This window comes from Streptomyces sp. JH34 (assembly GCF_029428875.1).
GTDB lineage: Bacteria > Actinomycetota > Actinomycetes > Streptomycetales > Streptomycetaceae > Streptomyces.
Genome location: NZ_JAJSOO010000001.1, coordinates 5812092 through 5836196 on the forward strand (window position 1 = coordinate 5812092; position 24105 = coordinate 5836196).

Consider the following 24105-nt stretch of genomic DNA (forward strand, 5'->3'; position numbering starts at 1 on the left):
CGGTGCGGTCCCTGGTGATCCAACGCGTCTGGATCATTCGGCCCATCGGTGATCCATCATCTGGATGAGCGGGTCTCGTACCCCGGCGCGGCGCCCGGCAGATAGCTGCCGGGCGCACTCATTTCAGGCCACCTCGCCCCGTACGGCCCTGACCTGCCCGTTTTCCCCGCAGCCGCTTCCGAATGGCGTCCAGACGTGTGTGAATGCTGAATTCCGCTTGTGTCGGACCGCTTCGGGGCGCGGAATCCCGACCTATGTACCTTGCCGAATGGGTGGCCAGGAAGCGCGGGAGGGGTGATCATGAGAGTCCAGAGCGCACTTCCTTGAGGAGGCACGGGTGGCCGAGACTCTGAAGAAGGGCAGCCGGGTGACCGGCGCCGCGCGCGACAAGCTCGCGGCAGACCTGAAGAAGAAGTACGACTCCGGTGCGAGCATCCGGGCGCTGGCCGAGGAAACCGGCCGCTCCTACGGGTTCGTCCACCGGATGCTCAGCGAGTCCGGAGTCACGCTGCGGGGACGCGGCGGAGCGACTCGAGGCAAGAAGGCCGCTTCGGCCTGACGGCGGGCAGCGGTCACGGGCCTCGCCGGAACACCGGGTGGCCACCCGGCCGACCGTCAGGTCGCCCGGGTGGTTACTGTTCAGTAATCGTCCAGTACGTGCTGACTGCACCCGGCTCCGGAGGCGCTCCATGACCTCGCTCGACTCTGTGCTCGACAAGGACGGCGTACGGCTCACCGTCGATGACGCGGTTGCCACGGTGACGCTCACCAACCCGGCCAAGCGCAACGCTCAGTCTCCCGCTCTGTGGCGGGCGTTGACAGAGGCCGGACGGGCGCTCCCCGGCAGCGTGCGGGTCGTCGTGCTGCGTGGCGAGGGCAAGTCCTTCTCCGCAGGACTCGACCGGCAGGCATTCGCACCCGAGGGATTCGACGGTGAGCCGTCCTTCATCGACATGGCACGCGGGTCCGAGGCCGACCTCGACGCGACCATCGCCGAGTACCAGGAGGCGTTCACCTGGTGGCGCCGCAACGACATCGTGTCGATCGCGGCGGTCCAGGGGCACGCCATCGGTGCCGGCTTCCAGCTCGCCCTCGCCTGCGACCTGCGGATCGTCGCCGAGGATGTGCAGTTCGCCATGCGCGAGACCGGTCTCGGCCTGGTTCCCGACCTCACGGGCACGCACCCTCTGGTGAACCTCGTGGGGTACGCCCGCGCGCTCGAGATCTGCGCCACCGGGCGCTTCGTGCACGCGGAGGAGGCCGAGCGCACCGGTCTCGCCAACCTCGTGGTCCCCGCCGACCAGCTCGACGCGGCGGGGAGCGACCTGGCCGCGGCCCTGCTCGCCGCCCCGCGCGACGCGGTCGTCGAGACCAAGGCGCTGCTGAGCGGCGCCCTTTCGCGTACGTACGAGGAGCAGCGCACCGCCGAGCGCGCCGCACAGGGCCGCCGGCTGCGCGACCTCGCCGGTCTCGCCGACTGACCGGCCAGGACCTCCTGCGCCGCACCGCCCCTCGCCACCCGGTGAGGGGCGCCGTCAGTCCCCGTCCACGACGGCCGTGACCAGCACCGCGACCGTGGGAGGGCCCTCCACGGCGTCGGCCACCGCCCCGCGCACCGCCCGCGCGACGTCGAGCGCCCGGTGTCCCTCCGCCGCCGCGAGCTCCACCCGGACATGCCCCTCCGACTGCTGAACGGCGCTGCCCAGCACCCGGGTCAGCGAGACGACGCCCGGGACACCGGCCGCCGCGGCCCCGGCCACCCCCTCGGGTTCCGCGGCCCGGACGTCGGCGGGCCGCTCCGCAGCCGGCGGGGGTTCCTCCTCCAGCAGCTCCGTCACCCGCAGGTCCACCTCGTCGACCACCAGACCGAGCCGCTGGGCCGCCGCCGTCAGCAGAGCCGCGCGCAGCGCCTCGGCGGTCGCCGGCAGTGGCCGCCGTGCCGTCGTGGAGAAACCGGCCTCGATCCGCAGCGGGCCGGGCGGCAGCGCGCTCGGAGGCCCGGGCGCCACCGGCTCCGGGGCGTGGTCCGGCGCGGCCAGGGCGATCCGCAGCGTTCCCAGCACGGCCCCCGATCCGGTCGCCGCGTCCCGCAGCACGGCCGCAGCCGCCCGTTCGGCGATCCATGAACAGTCGGACGGGCCGCCCAAAGGGAGCAACCTGCCCAGGCCGAGCCGTTGGCGTACGGCAGCGGTCCATCCGTCGGCCCGGTGCGGGCTGTCAGCCATTGTCATTGCTCCACCCTGCCCCATCCACGGCGCGGGACCGGGGAAGCGCACTTACCGTGGGCCACGGAAGTCCAACCCGCCCCGAAGGGAAGAGCGGCGATGACCGAGAGCCCGCAGCAGAACAGGCCCGACAGCCCCGGCGCCCCGTCCCGTGGTGACGACGGCAGGCAGAACCAGCTCACCAAGCGCGGCGGGGGAGCCCCCGCCACCCGCGGACGCACCACCATCGCCGACGGTGTGGTCGAGAAGATCGCCGGAATGGCGGCACGTGACGTGGTCGGGGTCCACGCGATGGGCAGCGGTCTCTCCCGGACCTTCGGGGCGGTGCGCGACCGTGTCCCCGGTGGCAAGTCGGTGACCCGCGGCGTCAAGGCGGAGGTCGGCGAGTCACAGACCGCGCTCGATCTGGAGATCGTCGTCGACTACGGCGTGGCGATCAGCGAGGTGGCCCGCGACGTCCGTGAGAACGTCATCGCGGCGGTCGAGCGGATGACCGGCCTGGAGGTCGTCGAGGTCAACATCGCCGTGAGCGACGTCAAACTGCCCGACGAGGACGACGACGAGGACGAGTCCGAATCACGCGTCCAGTAGACCTCCCACGCACGGCAGTTGAGGAGAGCACACGATGAGCATGGCTGTGGTCGGCCTGGTGGCCGGCATGGCGCTCGGCTTCGCCGGATACTTCGGCGGCTTCGGGGCCTTTCTGCTGGTGGCCGCGCTGGGCGCGGTCGGCTTCGTCGCCGGCCGCTTCCTGGACGGTGACCTGGAACCCGGCGACTTCTTCCGGAGTCGCGAGCGCGGCGACCGACGACGGTGACGGGGGGAACCGGCCGGGTCGGCGCCGCGGAGCGCGGGCAGACCCGGATCGCCGACCGCGTCGTCGCGAAGATCGCCGCGCAGGCGGCCAAGGAGGCCGTCGACGAGCGGCCCCAGGACGCCGCCCCACCGCGCGCCACCGTCACCGTGCACCACGACACGGCCCGGGTGCGGGTCAGCCTCGACCTCGCCTACCCCTGCGACATCGGCCGTCAGTGCGGCGCGGTTCGTCGCCGGGTGGCCGAGCGGGTGAGAGCACTGGCGGGGATGGAGGTGCCCGAGGTGGCGGTCCAGGTCGAACGGCTGCACCCGTCGGGAGCGGGCACCGCACCGGAGGGGAGCATCCGATGACCGAGCCCCAGGACCCGGAGAACAGCACGCGGCGCCTGCCCACCGTCGAGGCGGCGTCACCGGGCGGCGTGCTCGAGATGCAGTCCGCCTCGGGCTCGAGCTACGAACCCGGAACCGCGCCGGACCCGCCGGGCGGCAGGGCGGGGCGCTTCTGGTCCGGGCGCAGGGTCCCAGCGGCCCTGGTCGCCCTGGCCGTCCTCGGCGGCGCCGGAATCCTGCTCTACGACATCGCGGCCGTACGCGCGGACCACCCCGCCATGCAGTGGCGGCGCTCCGTCGCCGACGACCTGTCGAGCCGTCACCTCGACGACGTGTGGGTCCTCGCGGGATCCGCGCTGGCGGCCGCCCTCGGTCTCTGGCTGCTCCTGCTGGCCCTCACTCCCGGGCTGCGCGCCCTGCTTCCCATGAGACGCCGGCACGCCGGCGTACGGGCCGGACTCGACCGGACGGCCGCCGGCCTGGTCCTGCGCGACCGGGCCGTGGAAGTGGCCGGTGTGCAGTCCGTACGGGTGAGGATGAGCCGTCGCAGGGCGACCGTGCGGGCGCTCTCGCACTTCCGTGAACTCGACGACGTCAGGGCCGATCTGGACACCGTCCTGTCCCTCGCCGTCAGCGAACTGGATTTGGCACGCCCGCCGGGCCTCTCCGTGCACGTGCGCCGGCCCGCGAAGAAGGGATGACCTCGTGATCAAGACCGTCAACCGGGTCCTGCTCGGCCTCGCGGGGCTGGTCCTCGTCGTCCTCGGCGGCGCCGTCCTCGCGACGGGGCTCGGTCTGGCCGTGCCCTCCTGGTGGCCCTGGGACGGCACGGGCGACGTGTTGCTCAGCAAGGCCGACCGGACCAGGTGGCGCGACGAGGGCTGGTGGTGGCCCACCGTGATCGCGGTCCTCGCCGTCCTCGTGGTCCTCGCGCTGTGGTGGCTCCTCGCCCAGCTGCGCCGCGGGCGCCTCGCCGAGGTGCTGGTCGACAGCGGCGACGGGGAGGGAGCGCTGCTGCGCGGAAGGGCACTGGAGGGCGCGCTCGGCGACGAGGCGGGCGCCCTGGACGGGGTGTCCGACGCCAGGGTGACGCTGACCGGGCGGCGCACCGCCCCGCGGGCCCGTATCCGCCTCCTGATGGACCCGCACGCGGCCCCGGGCCTCGCGCTGCGGGGCCTCTCCGAGGGGGCTCTGACCCACGCCCGGACCTCGGCCGGGCTGGACGAGCTGCCCGCCGAGGTCCGTCTGAAGGCGGTCAAGCACCGCGCGGAGCGGGTGAGCTGACCGGTCGCCCCCGAGGCGGGAGCGTCAGAACCCGTGCCGGGCACCGCCGTCGACGGGCACCATGACGCCCGTCAGGTAGGAGGCCGCCGGCGAGAGCAGGAAGGCCGACGTCTTCCCGAACTCCTCCGGGGTGCCGTAGCGGCGCAGCGGGATGCGTGCCTCGTTGGCCGTGCGGGACGCCTCGGCGTCCCCGGACAGGGCGTCGAGCTCGCGCACCCGGTCCGTGTCGATCCGCGACGGCAGGACACCGACGACCCGGATGCCGCGCGGACCCAGCTCGTCGGCCAGCGACTTGGCGAAACCGGCGAGACCGGGGCGCAGTCCGTTGGAGATCGTCAGGCCGGCGATCGGCTCGTGCACCGACCCGGACAGCACGAAGCCGATGACACCGCCCTCGCCGAGCGCCTCGGCCGCCGTACGGGCCAGACGTACGGCACCGAGGAAGACCGACTCGAACGCCGACTGCCACTGGTCGTCCGTGTTGTCGGCCAGGAAGCCCGGGGCGGGCCCGCCGACGCTGATCAGGATGCCGTCGAGCCTGCCGAAGCGTTCCTTCGCCGTGTCCACCAGCCGCCGGGCGGCAAGCGGATCGGCGTTGTCCGCGCCGATCCCGACCGCGCCGGCGCCCAGTTCGGCGGCCGCCTCGGCGGCGTCCTTCTCGTCACGCCCGGAGACGATCACCTTCGCGCCGTCGGCGGCGAGGGCGCGCGCGGTCGCGTTGCCCAGCCCGCGGGTCGCCCCGGTGACGATGTACACACGGTCCTTCAGTCCAAGATCCATGGCCCTATCCTGCCAAGTCCTCACCCGCGAGGTCGACCGCGCTGTTGACCAGGCCGACGTGGCTGAACGCCTGCGGGTAGTTGCCGAGCTGACGACCGGCCCCCGAGTCGTACTCCTCGGCCAGCAGCCCCACGTCGTTGCGCAGGTCCAGCAGCCGGTCGAAGAGCTCCTCGGCCTCCTCCCTGCGGCCCGTCCGCAGCAGCGCGTCGACGAGCCAGAACGAGCACGCGAGGAACGCGCCCTCGTCACCGGGGAGGCCGTCCACCGAGCCGCCCTCGGTGCTGTAGCGGCGGATCAGGCCGTCGTGGGCGAGCTCCTCGCGCACCGCGTCGACCGTCCCGACCACCCGGGGGTCGTCGGGCGGCAGGAAACCGGTGCGCACGATGAGCAGCGTCGAGGCGTCCAGCTCCCGGGAGCCGTAGTACTGGGTGAAGGTGTTGCGCACGGGGTCGTACCCCTTCTCGCAGACCTCCGCGTGCACGGCGTCCCGCATCGCCCGCCACCGGTCGGCGTCCCCGGGCAGGCCCGGGTTCTCCTCCAGGGTGCGCACCGCCCGGTCGGCGGCGACCCAGGCCATCACCTTGGAGTGGACGAAGTGGCGGCGTTGCCCGCGCACCTCCCACAGGCCCTCGTCCGGCTCACGCCAGCTGGACTCCAGGAAGCCGAGCAGGCTGAGCTGCAGGTTCCAGGCGTGCGGCTTGTCGTCGAGCCCGGCCGCCCGGGCCACCCTGAGCGAATCGATGACCTCGCCGTACACGTCGAGCTGCAGCTGCCGCACCGCCGCGTTGCCCGTACGGACCGGCAGCGAGTTCTCGTAGCCGCTCAGCCACGGCAGCTCCGACTCGGGGAGTCTGCGCTCGCCGGCGAGGCCGTACATGATCTGGAGGTCCGCGGGGTCGCCCGCCACCGCCCGGAGCAGCCAGTCACGCCACGCGGCCGCCTCCTGCACATAGCCCACCGAGATCATGGCGCCCAGGGTGAGCGTGGAGTCCCGCAGCCAGCAGTAGCGGTAGTCCCAGTTCCGCACGCCGCCGATCTCCTCCGGCAGCGAGGTCGTGAGGGCCGCCACGATCCCCCCGGTGGGGGCGTAGGTGAGCGCCTTCAGGGTGATCAGCGAGCGGAGCACCGCCTCCCGGTGCCTGCCGTGGTAGGTGCACCGGGCCGACCACTTCGCCCAGTCGGTAAGGGTGTGCTTCAGCGACTTGTGAGGGTCGATCAGCTTGGGGCGCGGGGAGTGCGAGGGGTGCCAGGTGAGGACGAACGCCACGGACTCGCCCTCGGCGACGGTGAAGGAGGAGCAGGTGCTGAACTGCTGGCCCCACGTCTTCACCGGCGGTTCGCTGCGCAACCAGACGGAGTCGGGGCCCGCGACCGCCACCCGGTGGCCGTGCGAGCGGCGCATCCACGGGACCACGGAGCCGAAGTCGAACCGCAGCCGCAGGACCGAGCTCATGTCGACGCTGCCGCTGACGCCCTGGACGATCCGCATGACGTCGGGCGCCTTGTCGCGCTGCGGCATGAAGTCGATGACCTTGACGGTCCCGGTCCTGGTCTCCCAGAAGGTCTCCAGGACGAGGGTGTCCTCCACGTAGGCGCGCCGGGTGCAGGTCTCCGTGCTGTCCGTGCCCTGGGGGGCGATGCGCCAGTGGCCGTTGTCCTCGTCGCCGAGCAGGGCCGCGAAACAGGCGCCGGAGTCGAAGCGGGGCAGGCACAGCCAGTCGACAGAACCGTTCCTGCCGACCAGGGCGGCGGTCTGGAGATCGCCGATGACGGCGTAGTCCTCGATACGTGGGGTCACGCTCTGGCGTCTTCCCGAACCTGGGCCCCACTAAGCAGCGAAACCGGTGCGAACAGAAGGGCGCGACGGCTCTCAGGCGGTCGCCGGTTCCGGCTGCTCCGCCGCCTCGCCCTGCGCGGCGGCCTCTTCGAGGTCGCGCTTCTCACGGCGCACGAGGATCACCCAGCCGACGGGGACCCCCGCGGCGAAGAGCCACCACTGCACGGCGTACGCCATATGAGGGCCGATGGAACCGTCGTCGGGGGCGGCGATCGTCTCGGGGCTGCCGTCGGCGGGCTCCGGGCCGGTCAGCTCGAGGTACCCGCCCAGCACCGGACGGCCCAGCAGATGCGCCTGCTGCGCGCTGTTCATCAGCATCACCTGGCGGTCCGGCAGGCCCCGCAGGTCCTTGATGCCACTGGCGCTCGTCGTCTCGTCCGCCTTGAGCCGGCCCGTGACCGTGACCTCGCCGCGCGGCGGCGCCGGGACCTCCGGGAAGGACTGCTGGTCGGCGGCGGCCGGGACCCATCCCCGGTTGACCAGGACGGTGCCCCCGCCCTTGAGGTCCAGGGGGGTAAGGACCAGTACGCCGATGCGCTCGTCCTGCGAGGTGCGACGTCGTACGACCACCTCGTGCTCGGTGTCGAACGTCCCGGTGGCCGTCACGGCACGCCAGTAGTCGGAGCGCGGGACCGTGTGTCCGGGAGAGGTGAGGCGGGTGACGGGGACCGGGTCCGCCTCGAGGTTCCGCGTGATCAGTGCGTTCTGCTCGACCCGGTGTTCGTGCCGGTGGAACTGCCAGAAACCCAGCTCCACCATCGTGGGGATCATGGCGAGGACGAGCAGGGTGAGAATCACCCACTGCCGGGTCAACAGGAAGCGGTACACCCCATGACCGTACAACCGGGGTCATGGGGTGCGGCACGGAGGGTCCCCCGTGCGGGCGGGTCCTGCCCGTCACACTTTGTCCACGATGCCCGCCCTTCCCTCGGCGCGGGCGCAGTGGCCGCCGCAGTACCAGTGGCCGTCGACCTCGACACCCTGGCCGATGACCTGGACCCGGCAGTGCTCACAGATGGGCGCCATGCGGTGGATGGCGCAGGAGAAGCAGTCGAAGACATGCACCGCACCCTGCGCGTGCACCTCGAAGGACATCCCGTAGTCGTTTCCGCAAACCTCGCAACGTGCCATGCGCCACAGGGTGGGACGCCGGCCGGCGACGGGCGAGCGGGTGCGGGGCGAGTCGCCGCCGGTTCACTCCGATGACGGTGACGGTTTCGGCACGGCGACCGTCCTGGCCGGTGCCACGTCCCTCAGGAGATGGGTGAACGCGCTCTCCTCCAGGACCGGCGTGCCGAACGACTTCGCCTTCACCGTCTTGGACGTCGCCGAGTCCGGGTCGTTGGTGACGAGCAGACTCGTCAGCCGGGACACGCTGGTCGCCACGTGCAGACCGGCCTCCACGGCGCGGTCCTCCAGGAGCTCCCGGTCGACCGAGGTGTCTCCGGAGAAGGCCACCCGCATGCCCTGCATGAGCGGTTTGTCCGACTCGTAGCGCCCGGGGTTCGGATACGGGCACGCGGGGCGCTTGCGCGAGGGGCGCCAGCTGCCCTGCCCCTGCGACGGCCGGTACCCGGCGCGCGGGGTGACGGGCGAGTCGTACCACTCCGTCAGCGGACGGCACTCCAGCAGCGGCAGCCGCACCCCGCCCTTCGCCGCCGCGTGCAGGCTCGGCCGGAAGGCCTCGGCCAGCACCCGCGCGTCGTCCAGGGCGTGGTGCGCGTGCTGCTGGACCACGCCGAAGTGCGCGGCGAGCGACGCCAGTTTGTGGTTGGGCAGGGGGAGCCGGAGCTCCTTGGCGAGCGCGATGGTGCACAGCCGCTGCTCGACGGGCGCGGTGGCCGCCGCCCGGGCATACTCCCGGGCGATCATCGACCAGTCGAACGCGGCGTTGTGGGCGACGAGCACCCGTCCGGCCAGCCGCTCGGACAACTCGGCCGCGACCTCCGGGAAGAGGGGCGCGCCCTCCAGGACGTCGCTGGTCAGCCCGTGGATCCAGACGGGCCCGGGGTCCCTCTCGGGGTTCACCAGCGTGTACCAGTGGTCCTCGACGTCACCTCGTGCGTCGAGGCGGTACACGGCAGCGGAGATTATCCGGTCGTCGCGGGCGAGGCCGGTGGTCTCCACGTCGACGACCGCGTACCCCTGGGGATACGCGGCCGGCCACGGCGCTGCGGTCTGACGGTCGTCGAGCATGGTCACAGAGAATACGGGCCGCCACCGACAGCGACCTATCCGGGACCTTCGGCCGCGAACCCGGACAGGAGGCCGCGCAGTTGACCGCGCCGCCGGAAACGCAGCCCGGGACGCGGGTCGGGCGTGCGCCCGGAGCGGACCCGGTGAGACGCTCCCGTAGTGACGGACACACAGGCGCATACACACGACGAACCCCACGGAAGCGGACTCGGCACCCGGCTCAACTGGCTCCGGGCCGCCGTGCTCGGCGCCAACGACGGAGTGGTCTCCACCGCCGGCCTCGTCGTCGGTGTGGCCGGGGCCACGGGCGACCGCTCCACCCTGCTGACAGCCGGCCTGGCGGGGCTGCTCGCGGGGTCCATGTCCATGGCGGCCGGCGAATACGTGTCGGTGTCCACCCAGCGCGACTCGGAGAAGGCCGCGCTGGAGACGGAGAGGAGGGAGCTGGAGGAGACCCCGGAGGCCGAGCTCGCGGAACTCACCGGACTCCTGGAGGAGAAGGGGCTGAGCAGCAAGCTGGCCCGGGAGGCCGCCGTCCAGCTCACCCGGCGCGACGCGCTGCGTGCCCACGCCGAGGTCGAGCTGGGTATCGACCCGGACGCGCTGACCAACCCGTGGCACGCCGCGGGGGCGAGCTTCCTGGCCTTCACGGTGGGCGCACTGCTGCCCCTGCTGGCGATCGTGCTGCCGCCCACTCCGGCACGGCTCCCCGTCACCGTGGTCTCGGTGCTCGCGGCCCTGGCGCTGACCGGCTGGTGGAGCGCCCGGCTGGGCGAGGCGGCGCCGGGGCCCGCGGTGCTGCGGAACATGTCCGGGGGAGCGGTGGCCATGGCGGTGACCTACGGGGCGGGGGCGCTGCTGGGGGCGGCGGGGGCGTGAGCTGTGCCTGGCCCAGGCGCGCGATCCGCCCGGACGGGAACAGCCCGGTGCCGCGGCCGAGGACCGTAGCCGACGCCGGATCGGCGCAACATCCTTACCCGGCAGGTGTGTTCCTCGCTCCGGGTGACGCCTGTGCCGGAAATCCTCCGGCGGGGCGGGTGGCGCGACCCGCCGAACGCTCATGACGCCATGTCTCACATACTTGTCGGTAACAACATCTATGCCCGGCACCGTGAGCGGCTCTACGGTGCTCGCATGGAGCCGAACCTGCCCGATGTCGTGCTGTGGTCGATACCGGCCTTCGTCCTGCTCACCGTCCTCGAAATGGTGTCGTACCGCCTCCACCCGGACGACGAGGCCGCCGGGTACGACGGCAAGGACGCCGCGACCAGCGTCACCATGGGGCTGGGCAGCCTGGTCTTCGACCTGTTGTGGAAGATCCCCGTCGTGGCGGTCTACGCCGCCCTGTACGAACTGACCCCGCTGCGCGTGCCGGTGCTGTGGTGGACGGTCCTGCTCATGCTGCCGGCCCAGGACTTCTTCTACTACTGGTCCCACCGGGGCCACCACGTCATCCGGATCCTCTGGGCCTGTCACGTGGTCCACCACTCCAGCCGGAAGTTCAACCTCACCACCGCCCTGCGCCAGCCCTGGACCTCGCTCACCTCGTGGCCCTTCTACCTGCCGCTCATCGCGCTGGGCGTCCACCCGGCCGCGCTCGCCTTCTGCTCCTCGGCGAACCTCGTCTACCAGTTCTGGGTGCACACGGAACGGATCGACAAGCTGCCCCGCCCCTTCGAGTTCGTCCTCAACACCCCGTCCCACCACCGGGTGCACCACGCTTCCCAGGGTGGATACCTGGACCGGAACTTCGGCGGGATCCTCATCCTCTGGGACCGGCTGTTCGGCTCGTTCGCCCCGGAGACCGAGCGCCCCGTCTTCGGACTCACCAAGAACATCACCACCCACAACCCGTTCCGTGTCGCCACCCACGAGTACGCCGCCATCGCCCGCGACGTACGGTCGGCCGCCACCTGGAGCGAGCGCGCCGGCCGGATCTTCCGCGGCCCGGGCTGGCAGCCGTCGCGCCCAGCCGAGGCCGCCGTGCCCCCCCACCCCCGTGCCCTCCGCCCCCGTGCCCTCCGCCCCCGTGCCCTCCGCCCCCGTGCCCGCCCGGCCGCACGCCGCCACCGAGCGCACCGGATGACGCTCCGCGCCGGCGCGCCCCGGCTCGTACGACCGCTGCTCGTCGCCTTCCTGGCCGTCGCCGCCGTCCATCTGGCGGGGCTCCTCGCCGGTCAGGACGCCGTGCACGTGGCCACCAAGCCGCTGCTGATGCTCCTGCTCGCCGCCCACGCCGCGGCCCGCGGCGGCCCCCGGCTGCTGATCGCCGCGCTGCTCTGCGGCTGGGCGGGCGACGTGCTGCTGATGCCCGACGCGGAGCCCGCGTTCCTCGCGGGGATGGGCTTCTTCGCCGCGGGGCACGTCTGCTACCTGGTGCTCTTCGGCCGCGCCTCCGTGCGACCGGTCACCGGACTCGTCTACGCCGCGGTGCTCGTGGCCTTCGTCGCACTGCTGTGGCAGGGGCTGCCGGCCGGACTGCGCATCCCGCTGACCGGCTACAGCCTGCTGCTCACGGCCATGGCCTGGCGCGCGGGCGTCCTCGGCCGTCCCGCGGCTCTCGGCGGCGCGCTCTTCCTGTTCTCCGACGCGCTCATCGCCACCGGCATCGCGGAACGGCCCCAGCCGCCGGCCCACGACTTCTGGATCATGCTGACCTATATCGCGGCGCAGTACCTGCTCACGCGAGGGGCGCTCGACAGAGGCACGGATTCCACCGGCGCCGCCCCCGGGGCGTACCGTGAGAGGCGTATCAGAATCTGAGACCAGCGAGGACCCTCACGCATGCGCGCCACTGTGATCCATGCCCCCCACGACATCCGTGTGGAGGAGGTGCCCGACGCCACGGTCCAGCAGCCCACCGACGTGGTCCTGCGGGTCCTGCGGGCCTGCATCTGCGGCAGTGACCTGTGGGCCTACCGCGGCGAGTCGGCCCGGCAGCCCGGCCAGCGCATCGGCCACGAGTTCCTGGGTGTCGTCGAGGAGGCGGGGTCCGGGGTCAACGGCTTCGCCGTCGGCGACCTCGTGGTGGCCCCGTTCGTCTGGTCCGACGGCACCTGCACCTACTGCGCCGAAGGGCTCACCACCTCCTGCCCCCGGGGCGGCTTCTGGGGGTCGGTCGGTTCCGACGGCGGTCAGGGCGAGGCCGTGCGCGTCCCGTTCGCCGACGGCACCCTGGTCAAGCTCCCGGCGGCGGCCGCGTCCGACGACCGGCTGCTCACCGCGCTCCTCGCGCTCTCCGACGTGCTGGGCACCGGTCATCACGCCGCGCTCGGCGCGGGCGTGAAGCCCGGCAGCACGGTGGCGGTCGTCGGCGACGGTGCGGTCGGCCTGTGCGGTGTCATGGCGGCCAAGCGGCTCGGCGCCGAGCGGATCATCGCGCTGGGCCGCCACCGGGCACGCACCGACATCGCCCGCGCGTTCGGTGCCACCGACGTCGTCGCCGAGCGCGGCGAGGCGGCCCTCGCGGCCGTACGGGAGCTCACGCGGGGCGAGGGCACCCACGGGGTCATCGAGGCGGTCGGCACCGAGCAGTCGATGCGCACGGCCATCGGCATCGTCCGTGACGGCGGCTCCGTCGGATACGTCGGAGTCCCGCACGGCAGCGGCACCGGGATCGACCTCGACGTGATGTTCGACCGGAACATCGCCCTGCGCGGCGGGGTCGCCCCGGTGCGCACCTACATCCCGGAGCTGCTTCCCGACGTGCTCGACGGCACGATCGACCCGTCGCCCGTCTTCGACCTGTCGGTCGGGCTGGACGGGGTCCCGGGCGGCTACAAGGCGATGGACGAGCGTACGGCGCTCAAGGTCCTCATCAAGCCGTAGCGGGCGCGACGGAACGCGGGCAGGACGGAACGCGGGAGGGGCCGGGGACAGCTGTCCCCGGCCCCTCCCTCATGCCCTACTTGCGGACCGCGTCCAGTGCGTCCACGATTCCGGCCCCGTAGAAGCCGTTGTACCGCTTGCCGCCCTCGCAGACGGCGTCGACGGTGCCGTCACCGTCGATGTCGTACGGCGCGCCGCACGCGGTGGCGTCCGCCTGGAGCGTCAGCAGCGCCTTCACCACGGCCGGTGAGGCGTGCGGGTGGGTCGACTTGACCAGGGCCGCGACACCCGCGACGTGCGGCGACGCCATCGAGGTACCGGCCTTGTAGCCGAAGCGGCCACCGGGCAGCGTCGAGAGGATCAGACCGTTGTCGGCGGGCGCCTCGGGCGCCTGGTAGCGCGTCGAGTCGCCGCCCGGGGCGGCGACGTCGATGACGCCGAGCCCGTAGTTCGAGTAGGAGGACTTGAGGTTCTTCGCACCGGTCGCGGAGACCGTCACGACGCCCGGCAGCATGGTCGGGATGTCGGGGCAGGCACTCGGGTCGACCGTGCGGGTGACCGTCGTCGAGTCGTTGGGGCTCGTCGAGTCCTCGATGGCGTCGAGGGCCAGGTCGTGGTCGGAGTTGCCGGCCGCGGCGACGTTCACGACGCCCTTGCCCTCCGCGTAGCGGGTGGCGCGGGTGACCGCCTCGACCAGGGCGCCCTGGTCCGGGTCGTTCTTGCAGTTGAACAGCCACGGGTCGGTGTAGTAGCTGCTGTTCGTCACGTCGACGCCGTGCTCGGCGGCCCAGACGAAGCCGCAGACGACGGCCTCGGTGTAGAAGTAGCCGGCCGGCGTGGACACCTTGATGCCGGAGACCTTCACGCCGGGCGCGACGCCGGTGATCCCGGTGCCGTTCTTCGCCGCGGCTATGGTGCCCGCGACGTGCGTGCCGTGGTCGCTCTCGCCGGCCGCGGGACGCCAGGCGCCGTCCGTGGTGTCCGGGGCGCCGGAGACGCAGTTCACCGAGGCGTCGCGGTCGAAGTTCGGCGCCAGGTCCGGGTGGGTGTCGTCCACGCCCGTGTCGATGACGGCGACGGTGACCTTGCTGCTGCCCAGCGACTTCTTGTGCGCCTGGTCCGCCTTGATGGCCGGGAGGTCCCACTGCAGGGGTTCGAGCGGGTCCTGGCCCGCCACCGCGTCCGCCGACGCCGCCTGCGCCTGCGCGGCGGTGAGGGGCTGCTCGACCCCGATGTCCTTCGTCGCCGCCGGGGTGATGGGGCTGGTGCGCGTGGCCCCCGCCGACTGGACGCCCTTGGCCTTGCGGATCGTCGCACCGAAGTCCGGGTTCTGCGAGTGGACGACGATGACGCCTATCTTGTCGTACGACGTCACGACGGTTCCGCCGGCCGCGGATATCGCCTTCCGCACCTGCTTGACCGTGCCGTGACCCGCCCGCGTGTTCACGACGTACGACAGCTGGGGGCCGTCGTGACGAACCGTCGCCGCAGGCTCGTCCGCGGGTGCCGCGGCCGCGGTCCCCGTCGGGAGGAAGCCCAGCGAGGCCGTGAGCGCGAGTCCGACGGGCAGCGTGAGTACGCGGGTCCGTCTGGATGCCAGATGCGCCATGGGTTCTCCACATCATCCGTGCCGTGGGCCGGACACAGGCGTGTCCGGTCCGGTACATGACCAGTGAAGTTATCGCTGATCTTCCCGGCACATCAATGAATACGGGCAAGTGAGTTCGAGGTGTGACCTCCGGGAGCCGCGTACACGCGCGCCTCCCCGAGAAGACCGAACCTGCGGTGAACCGCTTCGCCACGCTCTCCGTGCCGTTGCACAGGGAGTCGTGCGATCAGCCCCACCACCCCAGAGACGCAGAGGACTCCCCGTGAAACCCAACGTCCCCACCACCGCACCCGCGTCGCGAGGAGAATCCGTGGTCACCGAAGCACCGCCGCCCCAGAGCCCCGAGGACGGCAGCCCCGTCCAGCCCACGACCGAGGCGTTCCTCGAGGCGCAGAACAGCGCGGAGTTCGCGGAGCTGCGCCGCTCCCACCGTTCCTTCGCCTTTCCGCTGACCGTCGGATTCATCGCCTGGTACCTGCTGTACGTGCTGCTGTCCAGCTATGCCGACGACTTCATGAGCAAGATCGTCTTTGCGAACTTCAACGTCGCCTTCGTGTTCGGCCTCGCCCAGTTCGCCACCACGTTCCTCATCGCCTGGTTCTACTCGCGCCACGCCACGAGCAAGCTCGACCCGCAGGCGGCAGCCATCAAGTCCCGTCTGGAGGCCGACGCATGAGCGCTGCGTACGCATCGCACCCCGTGATCCAGCTCGCCGCGTCGTCGTCGACGGCCGAACACCGGCCGCTGATCATCACGCTCTTCGCCGTCTTCGTCGCCGCGACCCTGGGCATCACCGTCTGGGCCGGCCGGCAGACCAAGAGCGCGTCGGACTTCTACGCGGGCGGGCGGCAGTTCACCGCCTTCCAGAACGGCCTCGCGGTCTCCGGCGACTACATGTCGGCGGCGTCCTTCCTCGGTATCGCCGGCGCCATCGCCCTCTTCGGCTACGACGGCTTCCTCTACTCCATCGGCTTCCTCGTCGCCTGGCTCGTCGCCCTGCTGCTCGTCGCCGAACCCCTGCGCAACTCGGGCCGCTACACCATGGGCGACGTCCTCGCCTACCGGATGCGCCAGCGGCCGGTGCGCACCGCCGCCGGTGTCTCCACCATCGTCGTGTCGATCTTCTACCTGCTGGCCCAGATGGCGGGCGCGGGCGTCCTCGTCTCGCTGCTGCTCGGCATCACCAGCGACGCGGGCAAGGTCCTGATCGTGGCGCTGGTCGGCGTCCTCATGATCGTCTACGTCACGATCGGCGGGATGAAGGGCACCACCTGGGTGCAGATGGTCAAGGCCGTGCTGCTCATCGCGGGCGCCCTGCTGATGACGCTCATGGTGCTGTGGAAGTTCGACTTCAACGTCTCCGACCTGCTCGGCACCGCTGCGGAGAAGAGCGGTCACGGCGCGGCCTTCCTGGAGCCCGGCCTCAAATACGGCGCGACGGACGTGTCGAAGCTGGACTTCATCTCCCTCGGCATCGCGCTCGTCCTCGGCACCGCCGGACTCCCGCACATCCTGATCCGCTTCTACACCGTCCCGACCGCCAAGGCCGCCCGTAAGTCCGTGAACTGGGCCATCGGCATCATCGGTGCGTTCTACCTGATGACGATCGCCCTGGGCTTCGGCGCCGCGGCGCTCATCGGACCCGAGGAGATCAAGGCGAAGAACCCCGCAGGGAACGCGGCCGCACCGCAGCTGGCCGAGTACCTCGGAGGGGTCGGCACCACCGGGGGAGCCGTCATGCTCGCCGTCATCTCGGCGGTGGCCTTCGCCACGATCCTCGCCGTCGTCGCGGGCCTGACCCTCGCCTCCTCGTCCTCCTTCGCCCACGACATCTACGCCAACGTCATCCGCAAGGGGCAGGCCACCGAGAAGGAGGAGATGAGCGCGGCCCGCTGGGCCACCGTCGCGATCGGCATCGTCTCCATCGCACTCGGTGCCATGGCGCGCGACCTGAACGTCGCGGGACTCGTGGCCCTCGCCTTCGCCGTGGCCGCGTCGGCCAACCTGCCGACCATCCTCTACAGCCTCTTCTGGAAGCGCTTCACCACCCAGGGCGCCCTCTGGTCGATCTACGGCGGCCTCGCCTCGTCCGTCGTCCTGGTGCTGTTCTCCCCGGTCGTCTCCGGGAAGGCCAGCTCGATGTTCCCCGACGTGGACTTCGCCTGGTTCCCCCTGGAGAACCCCGGCCTCATCTCCATCCCCCTGGGCTTCCTGCTCGGCTGGGTCGGCTCGGTCCTCTCGAAGGAGGAGCCGGACAAGGGCAAGTACGCCGAACTCGAGGTCAAGTCCCTCACCGGCACCGGGGCGCACTGACGCCCCACGCCCGCAGTGCTCCGACGGGGCCCCCTCGTAGATCCCTACGACGGGGCCCCGTCGCACCTCGTGTCAACCGGGCCCTCCCGATGTCAGGGGCCTCGCGTAGTCTCGGAGGAGTCAGACCGCAACCGCGGACATCTCCGGGGGAGGCCCACAGTGCTCATCGACACCTACGGCCGGGTCGCCACCGACCTGCGTGTCTCGTTGACCGACAAGTGCAACCTCCGCTGCACCTACTGCATGCCCGAGGAAGGCCTGCAGTGGCTCTCCAAGACCGATCTCCTCAGCGACGACGAGATCGTCCGGCTCGTCGGCGTGGCCGTCACCACCCTCGGGGTCACGGAGGTCCGCTTCACCGGCGGTGAGCCGCTGCTGCGCCCCGGCCTCGTCTCCATCGTAGAGCGGTGCGCCGCCCTGGAACCCCGCCCCAGGATGTCGCTGACGACCAACGGCATCGGGCTCAAGCGCACCGCCTCCGCACTGAAGGCGGCAGGCCTGGACCGCGTCAACGTGTCCCTGGACACCCTGCGCCCCGACGTCTTCAAGACGCTCACCCGCCGCGACCGGCACAAGGACGTACTGGAAGGGCTCGAGGCCGCCCGCGAAGCGGGGCTCACCCCGGTCAAGGTCAACTCCGTCCTCATGCCCGGCCTCAACGACGACGAGGCGCCCGAGCTGCTGGCCTGGGCCGTGGAGAACAGCTACGAACTCCGCTTCATCGAGCAGATGCCGCTCGACGCCCAGCACGGCTGGAAGCGCGACGGCATGATCACGGCAGGCGACATCCTCGCCTCGCTGCGCACACGCTTCACCCTCACCGCGGAAGGTGGCGAGGAGCGCGGATCCGCCCCCGCGGAGCGCTGGACCGTGGACGGCGGCCCGCACCGCGTCGGCGTCATCGCCTCCGTGACCAGGCCCTTCTGCCGGGCCTGCGACCGCACCCGGCTCACCGCCGACGGGCAGGTCCGCACCTGCCTCTTCGCCCGCGAGGAGACGGACCTGCGCGGAGCCCTGCGCTCCGGTGCCCCGGACGAGGAGATCGCCAGGATCTGGAAGCTCGCGATGTGGGGCAAGAAGGCGGGCTCCGGACTCGACGACCCTGCCTTCCTGCAGCCCGACCGCCCGATGTCAGCGATCGGCGGCTGAGGACTCCCACTCCGCCAGCGTCACGACGTCCTTCAGGAAGCCGCGCACGTCGAGGAAGGAGGAGAGGTGCTCCCGGTGCTCGTCGCAGGCCAGCCAGGTCTTGCGGCGCTCTGGGGTGTGCAGCTTCGGGTTGTTCCAGGCGAGCACCCACACGGCATCGGCGCGGCAGCCCTTGGCTGAACAGACCGGTGCGCCGGTGGCGCTCTCGGCGGAGGTCTCGGGGAAGTTCACGGCCTCAACCCTAGACGCTCGTGCGCGGAGGCCTCCGCGACGCATCCCCGCCGGAGAATGGCGACGCCGGGCAGCCACGGGGGGAGCTGCCCGGCGTCGGTCCGTCGCTCCGACGGGGGATGCGGAGCGCTCACGAAGTATGGCACGGAGGCAGGGGTCCGGGGCAACGGAACGGCATGACCGATCGGGCCTCTCCCGGCCCGGGGCGGTGCGGACGTCAGTCCGCGGGGCGCGGCCCGCCCGCGCGGCCGGAGGCACCGTGCTCCGGGCCCGACTCGGCGGGAGCCGTGCCGAGGGCCGGCCGCATCGGCGCCGGCACGAACGTCGACGGGAGCGAAGGGGCGTTCTCACGTCCGGCGTTGGCGATGACGACCGAGACGTAAGGGAGGAGGACCCCCAGCGCCAGCGCCACCACGGCCACATGCCTCTCGACGTTCCACAGGGTCGCGGCGAGCACCACCGAGACGGTGCGCACGGACATCGAGATGATGTAGCGCCGCTGCCTGCCACGCACGTCGTCGGCGAGGCCCTGACGGGCGCCCGTGATCCGGAAGACCTCCGAGCCGCTCTGCTTCCGCATCGTGATTCCACCACCAGATCTCTGCGCCGGACTTCCCCGGACGGTGCCGCTCCCACGGTACGCCCGGCGCCGGCGGTGTACGAGACCGGGGCGCGTCCGCCCGTTCGGGTCCGAACCGCGGTTCCACGTACGGACCTGTGGGCATGCGGCGTACGTCCGGCCCGCCGAGACTGGGTGAACGCGCGCGCACCGTGCCGCACGAGGAGGCGATATGGGCTGGTTGTGGGCAATCATCGTAGGTCTGGTGCTGGGCGTCATCGCCCGGGCGATCCTGCCGGGTAAGCAGGACATCCCCCTCTGGCTGACGGTGGTGTTCGGCATCCTCGGCAGCATCCTCGGCAACGCCGTCGCGACCTGGATCGGCGTCAACGACACCAAGGGGATCGACTGGATCCGGCACGTGCTGCAGCTGATCGGCGCCATCGCCGTCGTCGGAGTCGGTGACATGGTCTGGCAGTCGATCAGGGGCAACAAGAGCAGGACCCGCAGAACCTGATCCCCACGCGGGAACGCCGCGGCCGGTCACGCGCCATGCGTGACCGGCCGCGGCGTCGTGCGTCGCCGGTGTCAGCCCGCCGTGACCTCGACGGCGGCCAGGTTCTTCTTGCCCCGGCGCAGGACCAGCCAGCGCCCGTGCAGCAGCTCCTCGGCTGCCGGGGCGCTCTCGCCGTCCGTGACCTTCGCGTTGTTCACGTAGGCCCCGCCCTCCTTGACCGTGCGACGGGCAGCCGACTTGCTGGCGGACAGTCCGACCTCGACCAGCAGGTCCACCACCGGGCCCAGCTCGGTGACCCGGGCGTGCGGCACCTCGGACAGGGCGGCGCTCAGCGTCGCCTCGTCCAGCTCACCGAGCTCGCCCTGGCCGAACAGCGCCTTCGACGCCGCGATGACCGCCGCGCACTGCTCGCCGCCGTGCACCAGCGTCGTCAGCTCCTCGGCCAGCGACCGCTGCGCCGAACGCGCCTGCGGACGCTCCTCGGTGAGCTTCTCCAGCTCCTCGAGCTCCTCACGGCTCTTGAAGCTGAGGATGCGCATGTACGTCGAGATGTCCCGGTCGTCCACGTTCAGCCAGAACTGGTAGAACGCGTACGGCGTCGTCATCTCCGGGTCGAGCCAGACGGCGCCGCTCTCGGACTTGCCGAACTTGGTGCCGTCCGCCTTCACCATCAGCGGCGTGGCCAGCGCGTGCACCGCGGCGCCCGGCTCCAGGCGGTGGATCAGGTCGATGCCCGCGGTGAGGTTGCCCCACTGGTCGCTGCCGCCCTGCTGGAGGGTGCACCCGTGGCGCCGGTACAGCTCCAGGAAGTCCATGCCCTGGAGGAGCTGGTAGCTGAACTCGGTGTAGCTGATGCCCTCCTGCGACTCCAGCCGGCGTGCCACCGAGTCCTTGGTGAGCATCTTGTTGACCCGGAAGTGCTTGCCGATGTCCCGGAGGAACTCGATCGCGGACAGGCCCGCGGTCCAGTCCAGGTTGTTCACCATCGTGGCGGCGTTCGGGCCCTCGAAGGTGAGGAAGGGCTCGATCTGCCCACGCAGCCGCTGGACCCACGCGGCAATGGTCTCCGGGTCGTTCAGCGTGCGCTCCGCGGTCGGCCGCGGGTCACCGATCTGGCCGGTGGCGCCGCCGACCAGCGCGAGCGGCTTCAGCCCGGCGAGCTGGAGCCGGCGCATGGTGAGCACCTGCACGAGATGACCCACGTGCAGGCTCGCCGCGGTCGGGTCGAAACCGCAATAGAAGGTGACCGGGCCGTCCGCGAGAGCCTTGCGCAGTGCGTCCTCGTCGGTGGACTGGGCGAACAGCCCACGCCACTTCAGCTCGTCGACGATGTCCGTCACGGTCGTTTCTCTCCTCTGAGCGTTCGATTGGTCGTCCGGCCAGTCTATGGGGGTCATACGCCCCGGCTGACCGAGCTCATGTGGAAGTCCGGGATGCGCAGCGCGGGCATCGCGGCACGGGTGAAGTAGTCGCCCCATTCGCGCGGCAGCGTCTTCTCCGTACGGCCCGCCTCCGACGCCCGGGACAGCAGCCCGACCGGCGACTCGTTGAACCGGAAGTTGTTCACCTCGCCGAGGACCTCGCCGTCCTCCACCAGATAGACCCCGTCCCGGGTCAGACCGGTCAGCAGCAGGGTCGCCGGATCCACCTCCCGGATGTACCAGAGGCACGTCAGCAGCAGGGCGCGGCCGGTCGTAGCGGCGACCATGTCGTCCAGGGACCGCTCGCCGCCGCCGTCCAGGACGAGGTTGTCCATCGCGGGGGCGACGGGCAGGCCCGTCAGCCCCGCCGAGTGGCGGGTGCTGGTCAGCCGCTCGAGCTTCCCGCCCGCGATCCAGTCCGTCGGCGCCAGCGGCAGCCCGTTGTCGAAGACGGAGCCCCCGTCCCCGGACGCGTGCGCGATCACGAACGGGGCCGACTCCAGCCCCGGGGCGTACGGGTCGCTGCGCAGGGTGAGCGGCAGCCCGGAGAGCTTCTCCCCGACGCGTGTCCCACCGCCGGGCCGCGAGAAGACCGTCCGGCCCTCGGTGGCGTCCCGGGCCGACGCCGACCAGTACTGGTAGATCAGCAGGTCCGCCACCGCCGTCGGGGGAAGCAGCGTCTCGTACCGGCCGGCCGGGAGCTCGATCCGGCGCTCGGCCCAGCCGAGCCGCCGGGCGAGCTCCGCGTCGAGAGCCGCCGGGTCGACGTCCTTGAAGTCCCGGGTCGCCCGGCCGGCCCAGGCGGACCGTGACCGGTCGGGGGACTTGGCGTTCAGTTCCAGCGTCCCGTTCGGCTGGTCGTGGCGCAGCCGCACCCCTGTCGACGACCCCAGGTAGGTGGAGGTCATCTCGTGGTTCGCGAAGCCGTACAGCTCGCGGCCGCCCGAGCGGGCCCGCGCGAAGGCGTCGCCGAGCGCCGGGGCGAAGTCGGCGAAGACGTCGGAGCCGGTCTCCGCCGGCGGTTCCGTGAAGTCGGCGGACACCGGGACCCCGGACACCAGCGGCTGCGCGTCCTCGGCCGGCCCGGCACCGCGCGCGGCCGCCTCCGCGGCCCGTACGAGCGGTTCCAGGTCGTCGGCCGTGACGGCCGAACGCGTCACCACGCCGGACGCCGTCCCCTGCGCGCCGTCGACGGTGGCGATCACGGTCAGGGTGCGCCCGCGCGTCACCCCGTTCGTGGTCAGCGCGTTGCCGGCCCAGCGCAGGTTGGCGGAGGAGTTCTCGTCCGCGATGACCACGCAGCCGTCGGCGGTGGACAGCTCCAGGGCACGCTCGACGATCTCGTACGGCTTGCTGACGCGGCTCATCGCCCGGCCTCCTGCGTCGTGTTGAGGATGTTCACGCCCCGGAAGAGGGCGGACGGGCAGCCGTGCGAGACGGCCGCGACCTGGCCCGGCTGGGCCTTGCCGCAGTTGAAGGCGCCGCCCAGGACGTAGGTCTGCGGGCCGCCGACCTTCTCCATCGAGCCCCAGAAGTCCGTGGTCGTCGCCTGGTACGCCACGTCCCGCAGCTGGCCCGCCAGTCGGCCGTTCTCGATCCTGAAGAAACGTTGCCCTGTGAACTGGAAGTTGTACCTCTGCATGTCGATCGACCACGACCGGTCGCCGACCACGTAGATCCCGCGCTCCACCCCGCCGATCAGGTCCTCCGTGGAGAGCCCGCCCGGATCCGGCCGCAGCGACACGTTCGCCATGCGCTGCACGGGGACGTGGCCCGGCGAGTCCGCGTACGCGCACCCGTTGGACCGGCCCAGCCCGGTCAGCTTCGCGATCCGCCGGTCCGTCTGGTAGCCGACCAGCGTCCCGTCCTTGACCAGGTCCCAGGACTGGGCCGCTACGCCCTCGTCGTCGTAACCGACGGTCGCGAGCCCGTGCTCGGCGGTGCGGTCACCGGTCACGTTCATCACGGGGGAGCCGTACGTCAGCTTCCCCAGCTGGTCGAACGTCGCGAACGACGTGCCCGCGTAGGCCGCCTCGTAGCCCAGCGCCCGGTCCAGCTCGGTGGCGTGGCCGATCGACTCGTGGATGGTCAGCCACAGGTTGGACGGGTCGACCACCAGGTCGTACGTCCCCGCCTCGACGCTCGGCGCGCGCATCTTCTCGGCCAGCAGGTCCGGGATGCGCTCCAGCTCGGCGTCCCAGTCCCAGCCGGTGCCCGTGAGGTACTCCCAGCCCCGGCCCACCGGCGGCGCGATCGTCCGCATCGAGTCGAACTCGCCGGTCCCGCCGTCCACGGCCACCGCGGTCACCTGCGGATGCACCCGCACCCGCTGCTGGGTGGTGACGGTGCCGGCGGTGTCCGCGTAGAACTTGTTCTCGTGGACCGTCATCAGGGAGGCGTCCACGTGGGCGACCCCGTCGGCCGCCAGCAGCCGCGTACTCCACTCGGCGAGCAGCCCGGCCTTGTCGGCGTCCGGCACCTCGAAGGGGTCGAGTTCGTACGCCGACACCCAGGTCCGCTCGCCGTGCACCGGCTCGTCCGCCAGTTCCACACGCTCGTCGGAGCCGGCCGCCGCGATCACCTTGGCGGACAGCTTGGCCATGGCGACGGCCTGCGAGGCCACCTTCGCCGCGGCGTCCATCGTCATGTCCACCCCGGACGCGAAACCCCACGCCCCGCCGTGCACGACCCGGACCGCGTACCCGGTGTCCGTGGTGTCCGACGTCCCGGAGGGCCGGGCGTCCCGCAGCCGCCAGGAGGCGCCGCGCACCCGCTCGAACCGGAAGTCCGCGTGCACGGCGCCCAGCGCCCGGGCGCGGGCGAGCGCCGCGTCGGCGAGGGCACGCAACGGCAGGGCCAGGAACGACTGATCTACCTCGTGGGCCACGCGGGCCTCCCCTTCTCCACGTCCGAAAATGTCTCCGCAGTGAATCATGGGGGTTGGCGGCCTCCACGTGCGTGGTTTTACTTCGCCGTGGTGCGGGCCCGGCCGTTCTGTAGGAACCCGACA

Annotated in this window: 25 protein-coding genes and 2 pseudogenes; 15 read left to right on the forward strand and 12 right to left on the reverse strand. The window is 71.7% G+C overall.

The genetic code is table 11. The features are described from left to right. Positions 1-337: 337 nt before the first annotated feature. Together LWJ43_RS26055 and LWJ43_RS26060 are read left to right on the forward strand one after the other, a co-directional pair. Positions 338-559: a helix-turn-helix domain-containing protein gene (locus LWJ43_RS26055; protein ID WP_006123601.1), complete on the forward strand. Its 222-nt coding sequence runs from the start codon at positions 338-340 to the stop codon at positions 557-559. A gap of 130 nt (positions 560-689) precedes the next feature. Beyond that, positions 690-1481 (forward strand): enoyl-CoA hydratase/isomerase family protein, encoded by a 792-nt coding sequence (locus tag LWJ43_RS26060; protein ID WP_277334631.1) that lies wholly within the window; start codon positions 690-692, stop codon positions 1479-1481. Positions 1482-1535: 54 nt separating this feature from the next. Here LWJ43_RS26060 and LWJ43_RS26065 read toward each other — a convergent pair whose 3' ends face one another. Beyond that, a complete protein-coding gene (locus tag LWJ43_RS26065) occupies positions 1536-2231 on the reverse strand; it encodes a hypothetical protein (RefSeq protein WP_277334632.1) in 696 nt (231 codons plus the stop codon). A 93-nt stretch (positions 2232-2324) separates the two neighbouring features. Between LWJ43_RS26065 and LWJ43_RS26070 the strand changes: the two genes are divergently transcribed. From LWJ43_RS26070 to amaP, 5 genes are read left to right on the forward strand one after another with little or no spacing between them, the layout of a single operon-like run. Further along, positions 2325-2816: an Asp23/Gls24 family envelope stress response protein gene (locus LWJ43_RS26070; protein WP_277334633.1), complete on the forward strand. Its 492-nt coding sequence runs from the start codon at positions 2325-2327 to the stop codon at positions 2814-2816. Between the two features lie 34 nt (positions 2817-2850). Beyond that, on the forward strand, positions 2851-3042 hold the full coding sequence (locus tag LWJ43_RS26075; protein WP_031099868.1) for a hypothetical protein: 192 nt from the start codon (positions 2851-2853) through the stop codon (positions 3040-3042). After that, entirely contained in the window at positions 3039-3392 is a 354-nt protein-coding gene (locus LWJ43_RS26080) for an Asp23/Gls24 family envelope stress response protein (protein WP_277334634.1), read from the forward strand. Before LWJ43_RS26075 ends, LWJ43_RS26080 begins: the two co-directional genes overlap by 4 nt. Next, on the forward strand, positions 3389-4072 hold the full coding sequence (locus tag LWJ43_RS26085) for a DUF6286 domain-containing protein (RefSeq protein ID WP_277334635.1): 684 nt from the start codon (positions 3389-3391) through the stop codon (positions 4070-4072). Before LWJ43_RS26080 ends, LWJ43_RS26085 begins: the two co-directional genes overlap by 4 nt. Positions 4073-4076: 4 nt before the next feature. Continuing rightward, positions 4077-4655: an alkaline shock response membrane anchor protein AmaP gene (gene amaP, locus LWJ43_RS26090; RefSeq protein WP_277334636.1), complete on the forward strand. Its 579-nt coding sequence runs from the start codon at positions 4077-4079 to the stop codon at positions 4653-4655. A gap of 24 nt (positions 4656-4679) precedes the next feature. Here amaP and LWJ43_RS26095 read toward each other — a convergent pair whose 3' ends face one another. From LWJ43_RS26095 to LWJ43_RS26115, 5 genes are all read right to left on the reverse strand, one after another. Continuing rightward, entirely contained in the window at positions 4680-5435 is a 756-nt protein-coding gene (locus tag LWJ43_RS26095) for an SDR family oxidoreductase (protein ID WP_277334637.1), read from the reverse strand. A 4-nt stretch (positions 5436-5439) separates the two neighbouring features. After that, positions 5440-7233, reverse strand: a complete 1794-nt coding sequence (locus LWJ43_RS26100) for a glycoside hydrolase family 15 protein (RefSeq protein ID WP_277334638.1) — start codon at positions 7231-7233, stop codon at positions 5440-5442. 72 nt (positions 7234-7305) lie between these two features. Then, positions 7306-8100 carry an SURF1 family cytochrome oxidase biogenesis protein gene (locus LWJ43_RS26105; protein ID WP_277334639.1) on the reverse strand — a complete coding sequence of 265 codons (795 nt, stop codon included), beginning with the start codon at positions 8098-8100 and terminating at the stop codon, positions 7306-7308. 69 nt (positions 8101-8169) lie between these two features. Continuing rightward, on the reverse strand, positions 8170-8403 hold the full coding sequence (locus LWJ43_RS26110) for a hypothetical protein (protein ID WP_073747930.1): 234 nt from the start codon (positions 8401-8403) through the stop codon (positions 8170-8172). Positions 8404-8466: 63 nt separating this feature from the next. After that, complete coding sequence (locus LWJ43_RS26115; RefSeq protein WP_277334640.1) at positions 8467-9474, reverse strand: DEDDh family exonuclease; 1008 nt, start codon at positions 9472-9474, stop codon at positions 8467-8469. A 153-nt stretch (positions 9475-9627) separates the two neighbouring features. Between LWJ43_RS26115 and LWJ43_RS26120 the strand changes: the two genes are divergently transcribed. The 4 genes and pseudogenes from LWJ43_RS26120 to LWJ43_RS26135 all read left to right on the forward strand — a co-directional run bounded on the left by LWJ43_RS26120 (position 9628) and on the right by LWJ43_RS26135 (position 13296). Continuing rightward, positions 9628-10347 (forward strand): VIT1/CCC1 transporter family protein, encoded by a 720-nt coding sequence (locus LWJ43_RS26120; RefSeq protein WP_277334641.1) that lies wholly within the window; start codon positions 9628-9630, stop codon positions 10345-10347. A gap of 255 nt (positions 10348-10602) precedes the next feature. Then, positions 10603-11484, forward strand: a pseudogene (locus tag LWJ43_RS26125) (sterol desaturase family protein); the annotation flags it as partial. A gap of 234 nt (positions 11485-11718) precedes the next feature. Further along, a pseudogene (locus LWJ43_RS26130) lies at positions 11719-12231 on the forward strand (lysoplasmalogenase); the annotation flags it as partial. 21 nt (positions 12232-12252) lie between these two features. Next, the gene (locus LWJ43_RS26135; protein ID WP_277334642.1) at positions 12253-13296 is read left to right on the forward strand and encodes a zinc-dependent alcohol dehydrogenase family protein; all 1044 of its coding nucleotides are present in this window, start codon (positions 12253-12255) and stop codon (positions 13294-13296) included. A gap of 76 nt (positions 13297-13372) precedes the next feature. On the opposite strand, the gene LWJ43_RS26140 is transcribed toward LWJ43_RS26135, so the two are convergent. After that, on the reverse strand, positions 13373-14905 hold the full coding sequence (locus tag LWJ43_RS26140; protein ID WP_277334643.1) for a S8 family peptidase: 1533 nt from the start codon (positions 14903-14905) through the stop codon (positions 13373-13375). Between the two features lie 310 nt (positions 14906-15215). Here LWJ43_RS26140 and LWJ43_RS26145 point away from each other — a divergent pair, with 310 nt between their 5' ends. From LWJ43_RS26145 to moaA, 3 genes are all read left to right on the forward strand, one after another. Continuing rightward, positions 15216-15581 carry a DUF485 domain-containing protein gene (locus tag LWJ43_RS26145; RefSeq protein ID WP_277334644.1) on the forward strand — a complete coding sequence of 122 codons (366 nt, stop codon included), beginning with the start codon at positions 15216-15218 and terminating at the stop codon, positions 15579-15581. Next, positions 15578-17218 (forward strand): solute symporter family protein, encoded by a 1641-nt coding sequence (locus LWJ43_RS26150; protein WP_277334645.1) that lies wholly within the window; start codon positions 15578-15580, stop codon positions 17216-17218. Before LWJ43_RS26145 ends, LWJ43_RS26150 begins: the two co-directional genes overlap by 4 nt. 159 nt (positions 17219-17377) lie before the next feature. Beyond that, positions 17378-18367: a GTP 3',8-cyclase MoaA gene (gene moaA / locus LWJ43_RS26155; RefSeq protein ID WP_277334646.1), complete on the forward strand. Its 990-nt coding sequence runs from the start codon at positions 17378-17380 to the stop codon at positions 18365-18367. On the opposite strand, the gene LWJ43_RS26160 is transcribed toward moaA, so the two are convergent. Next, a complete protein-coding gene (locus LWJ43_RS26160) occupies positions 18350-18598 on the reverse strand; it encodes a hypothetical protein (RefSeq protein WP_277334647.1) in 249 nt (82 codons plus the stop codon). The genes moaA and LWJ43_RS26160 overlap by 18 nt on opposite strands. 217 nt (positions 18599-18815) lie before the next feature. Then, positions 18816-19178 (reverse strand): DUF3099 domain-containing protein, encoded by a 363-nt coding sequence (locus LWJ43_RS26165; protein ID WP_277334648.1) that lies wholly within the window; start codon positions 19176-19178, stop codon positions 18816-18818. A gap of 211 nt (positions 19179-19389) precedes the next feature. Between LWJ43_RS26165 and LWJ43_RS26170 the strand changes: the two genes are divergently transcribed. Continuing rightward, the gene (locus tag LWJ43_RS26170; protein WP_277334649.1) at positions 19390-19674 is read left to right on the forward strand and encodes a GlsB/YeaQ/YmgE family stress response membrane protein; all 285 of its coding nucleotides are present in this window, start codon (positions 19390-19392) and stop codon (positions 19672-19674) included. A 71-nt stretch (positions 19675-19745) separates the two neighbouring features. Here the strand turns inward: LWJ43_RS26170 and tyrS are convergent, their stop codons facing one another. The 3 genes from tyrS to LWJ43_RS26185 are packed head-to-tail and all read right to left on the reverse strand — an operon-like array spanning position 19746 to position 23982. Then, entirely contained in the window at positions 19746-21014 is a 1269-nt protein-coding gene (tyrS, locus tag LWJ43_RS26175; protein WP_277334650.1) for a tyrosine--tRNA ligase, read from the reverse strand. A gap of 53 nt (positions 21015-21067) precedes the next feature. Beyond that, positions 21068-22462: a metallopeptidase TldD-related protein gene (locus tag LWJ43_RS26180; protein WP_277334651.1), complete on the reverse strand. Its 1395-nt coding sequence runs from the start codon at positions 22460-22462 to the stop codon at positions 21068-21070. Next, positions 22459-23982, reverse strand: coding sequence for a TldD/PmbA family protein (locus LWJ43_RS26185; protein ID WP_277334652.1), 1524 nt, complete (start codon positions 23980-23982; stop codon positions 22459-22461). Before LWJ43_RS26185 ends, LWJ43_RS26180 begins: the two co-directional genes overlap by 4 nt. Positions 23983-24105: the final 123 nt, after the last annotated feature.

Bases quoted from the DNA above. Each gene is read 5' to 3' on its own strand.
- LWJ43_RS26150 (WP_277334645.1), top strand. From the start codon at position 15,578: ATGAGCGCTGCGTACGCATCGCACCCCGTGATCCAGCTCGCCGCGTCG.
- LWJ43_RS26180 (WP_277334651.1), bottom strand. From the start codon at position 22,462: ATGAGCCGCGTCAGCAAGCCGTACGAGATCGTCGAGCGTGCCCTGGAG.
- LWJ43_RS26110 (WP_073747930.1), bottom strand. From the start codon at position 8,403: ATGGCACGTTGCGAGGTTTGCGGAAACGACTACGGGATGTCCTTCGAG.
- LWJ43_RS26165 (WP_277334648.1), bottom strand. From the start codon at position 19,178: ATGCGGAAGCAGAGCGGCTCGGAGGTCTTCCGGATCACGGGCGCCCGT.
- LWJ43_RS26140 (WP_277334643.1), bottom strand. From the start codon at position 14,905: ATGGCGCATCTGGCATCCAGACGGACCCGCGTACTCACGCTGCCCGTC.
- LWJ43_RS26065 (WP_277334632.1), bottom strand. From the start codon at position 2,231: ATGACAATGGCTGACAGCCCGCACCGGGCCGACGGATGGACCGCTGCC.
- LWJ43_RS26170 (WP_277334649.1), top strand. From the start codon at position 19,390: ATGGGCTGGTTGTGGGCAATCATCGTAGGTCTGGTGCTGGGCGTCATC.
- LWJ43_RS26060 (WP_277334631.1), top strand. From the start codon at position 690: ATGACCTCGCTCGACTCTGTGCTCGACAAGGACGGCGTACGGCTCACC.
- LWJ43_RS26095 (WP_277334637.1), bottom strand. From the start codon at position 5,435: ATGGATCTTGGACTGAAGGACCGTGTGTACATCGTCACCGGGGCGACC.
- LWJ43_RS26075 (WP_031099868.1), top strand. From the start codon at position 2,851: ATGAGCATGGCTGTGGTCGGCCTGGTGGCCGGCATGGCGCTCGGCTTC.
- LWJ43_RS26135 (WP_277334642.1), top strand. From the start codon at position 12,253: ATGCGCGCCACTGTGATCCATGCCCCCCACGACATCCGTGTGGAGGAG.
- LWJ43_RS26070 (WP_277334633.1), top strand. From the start codon at position 2,325: ATGACCGAGAGCCCGCAGCAGAACAGGCCCGACAGCCCCGGCGCCCCG.
- LWJ43_RS26085 (WP_277334635.1), top strand. From the start codon at position 3,389: ATGACCGAGCCCCAGGACCCGGAGAACAGCACGCGGCGCCTGCCCACC.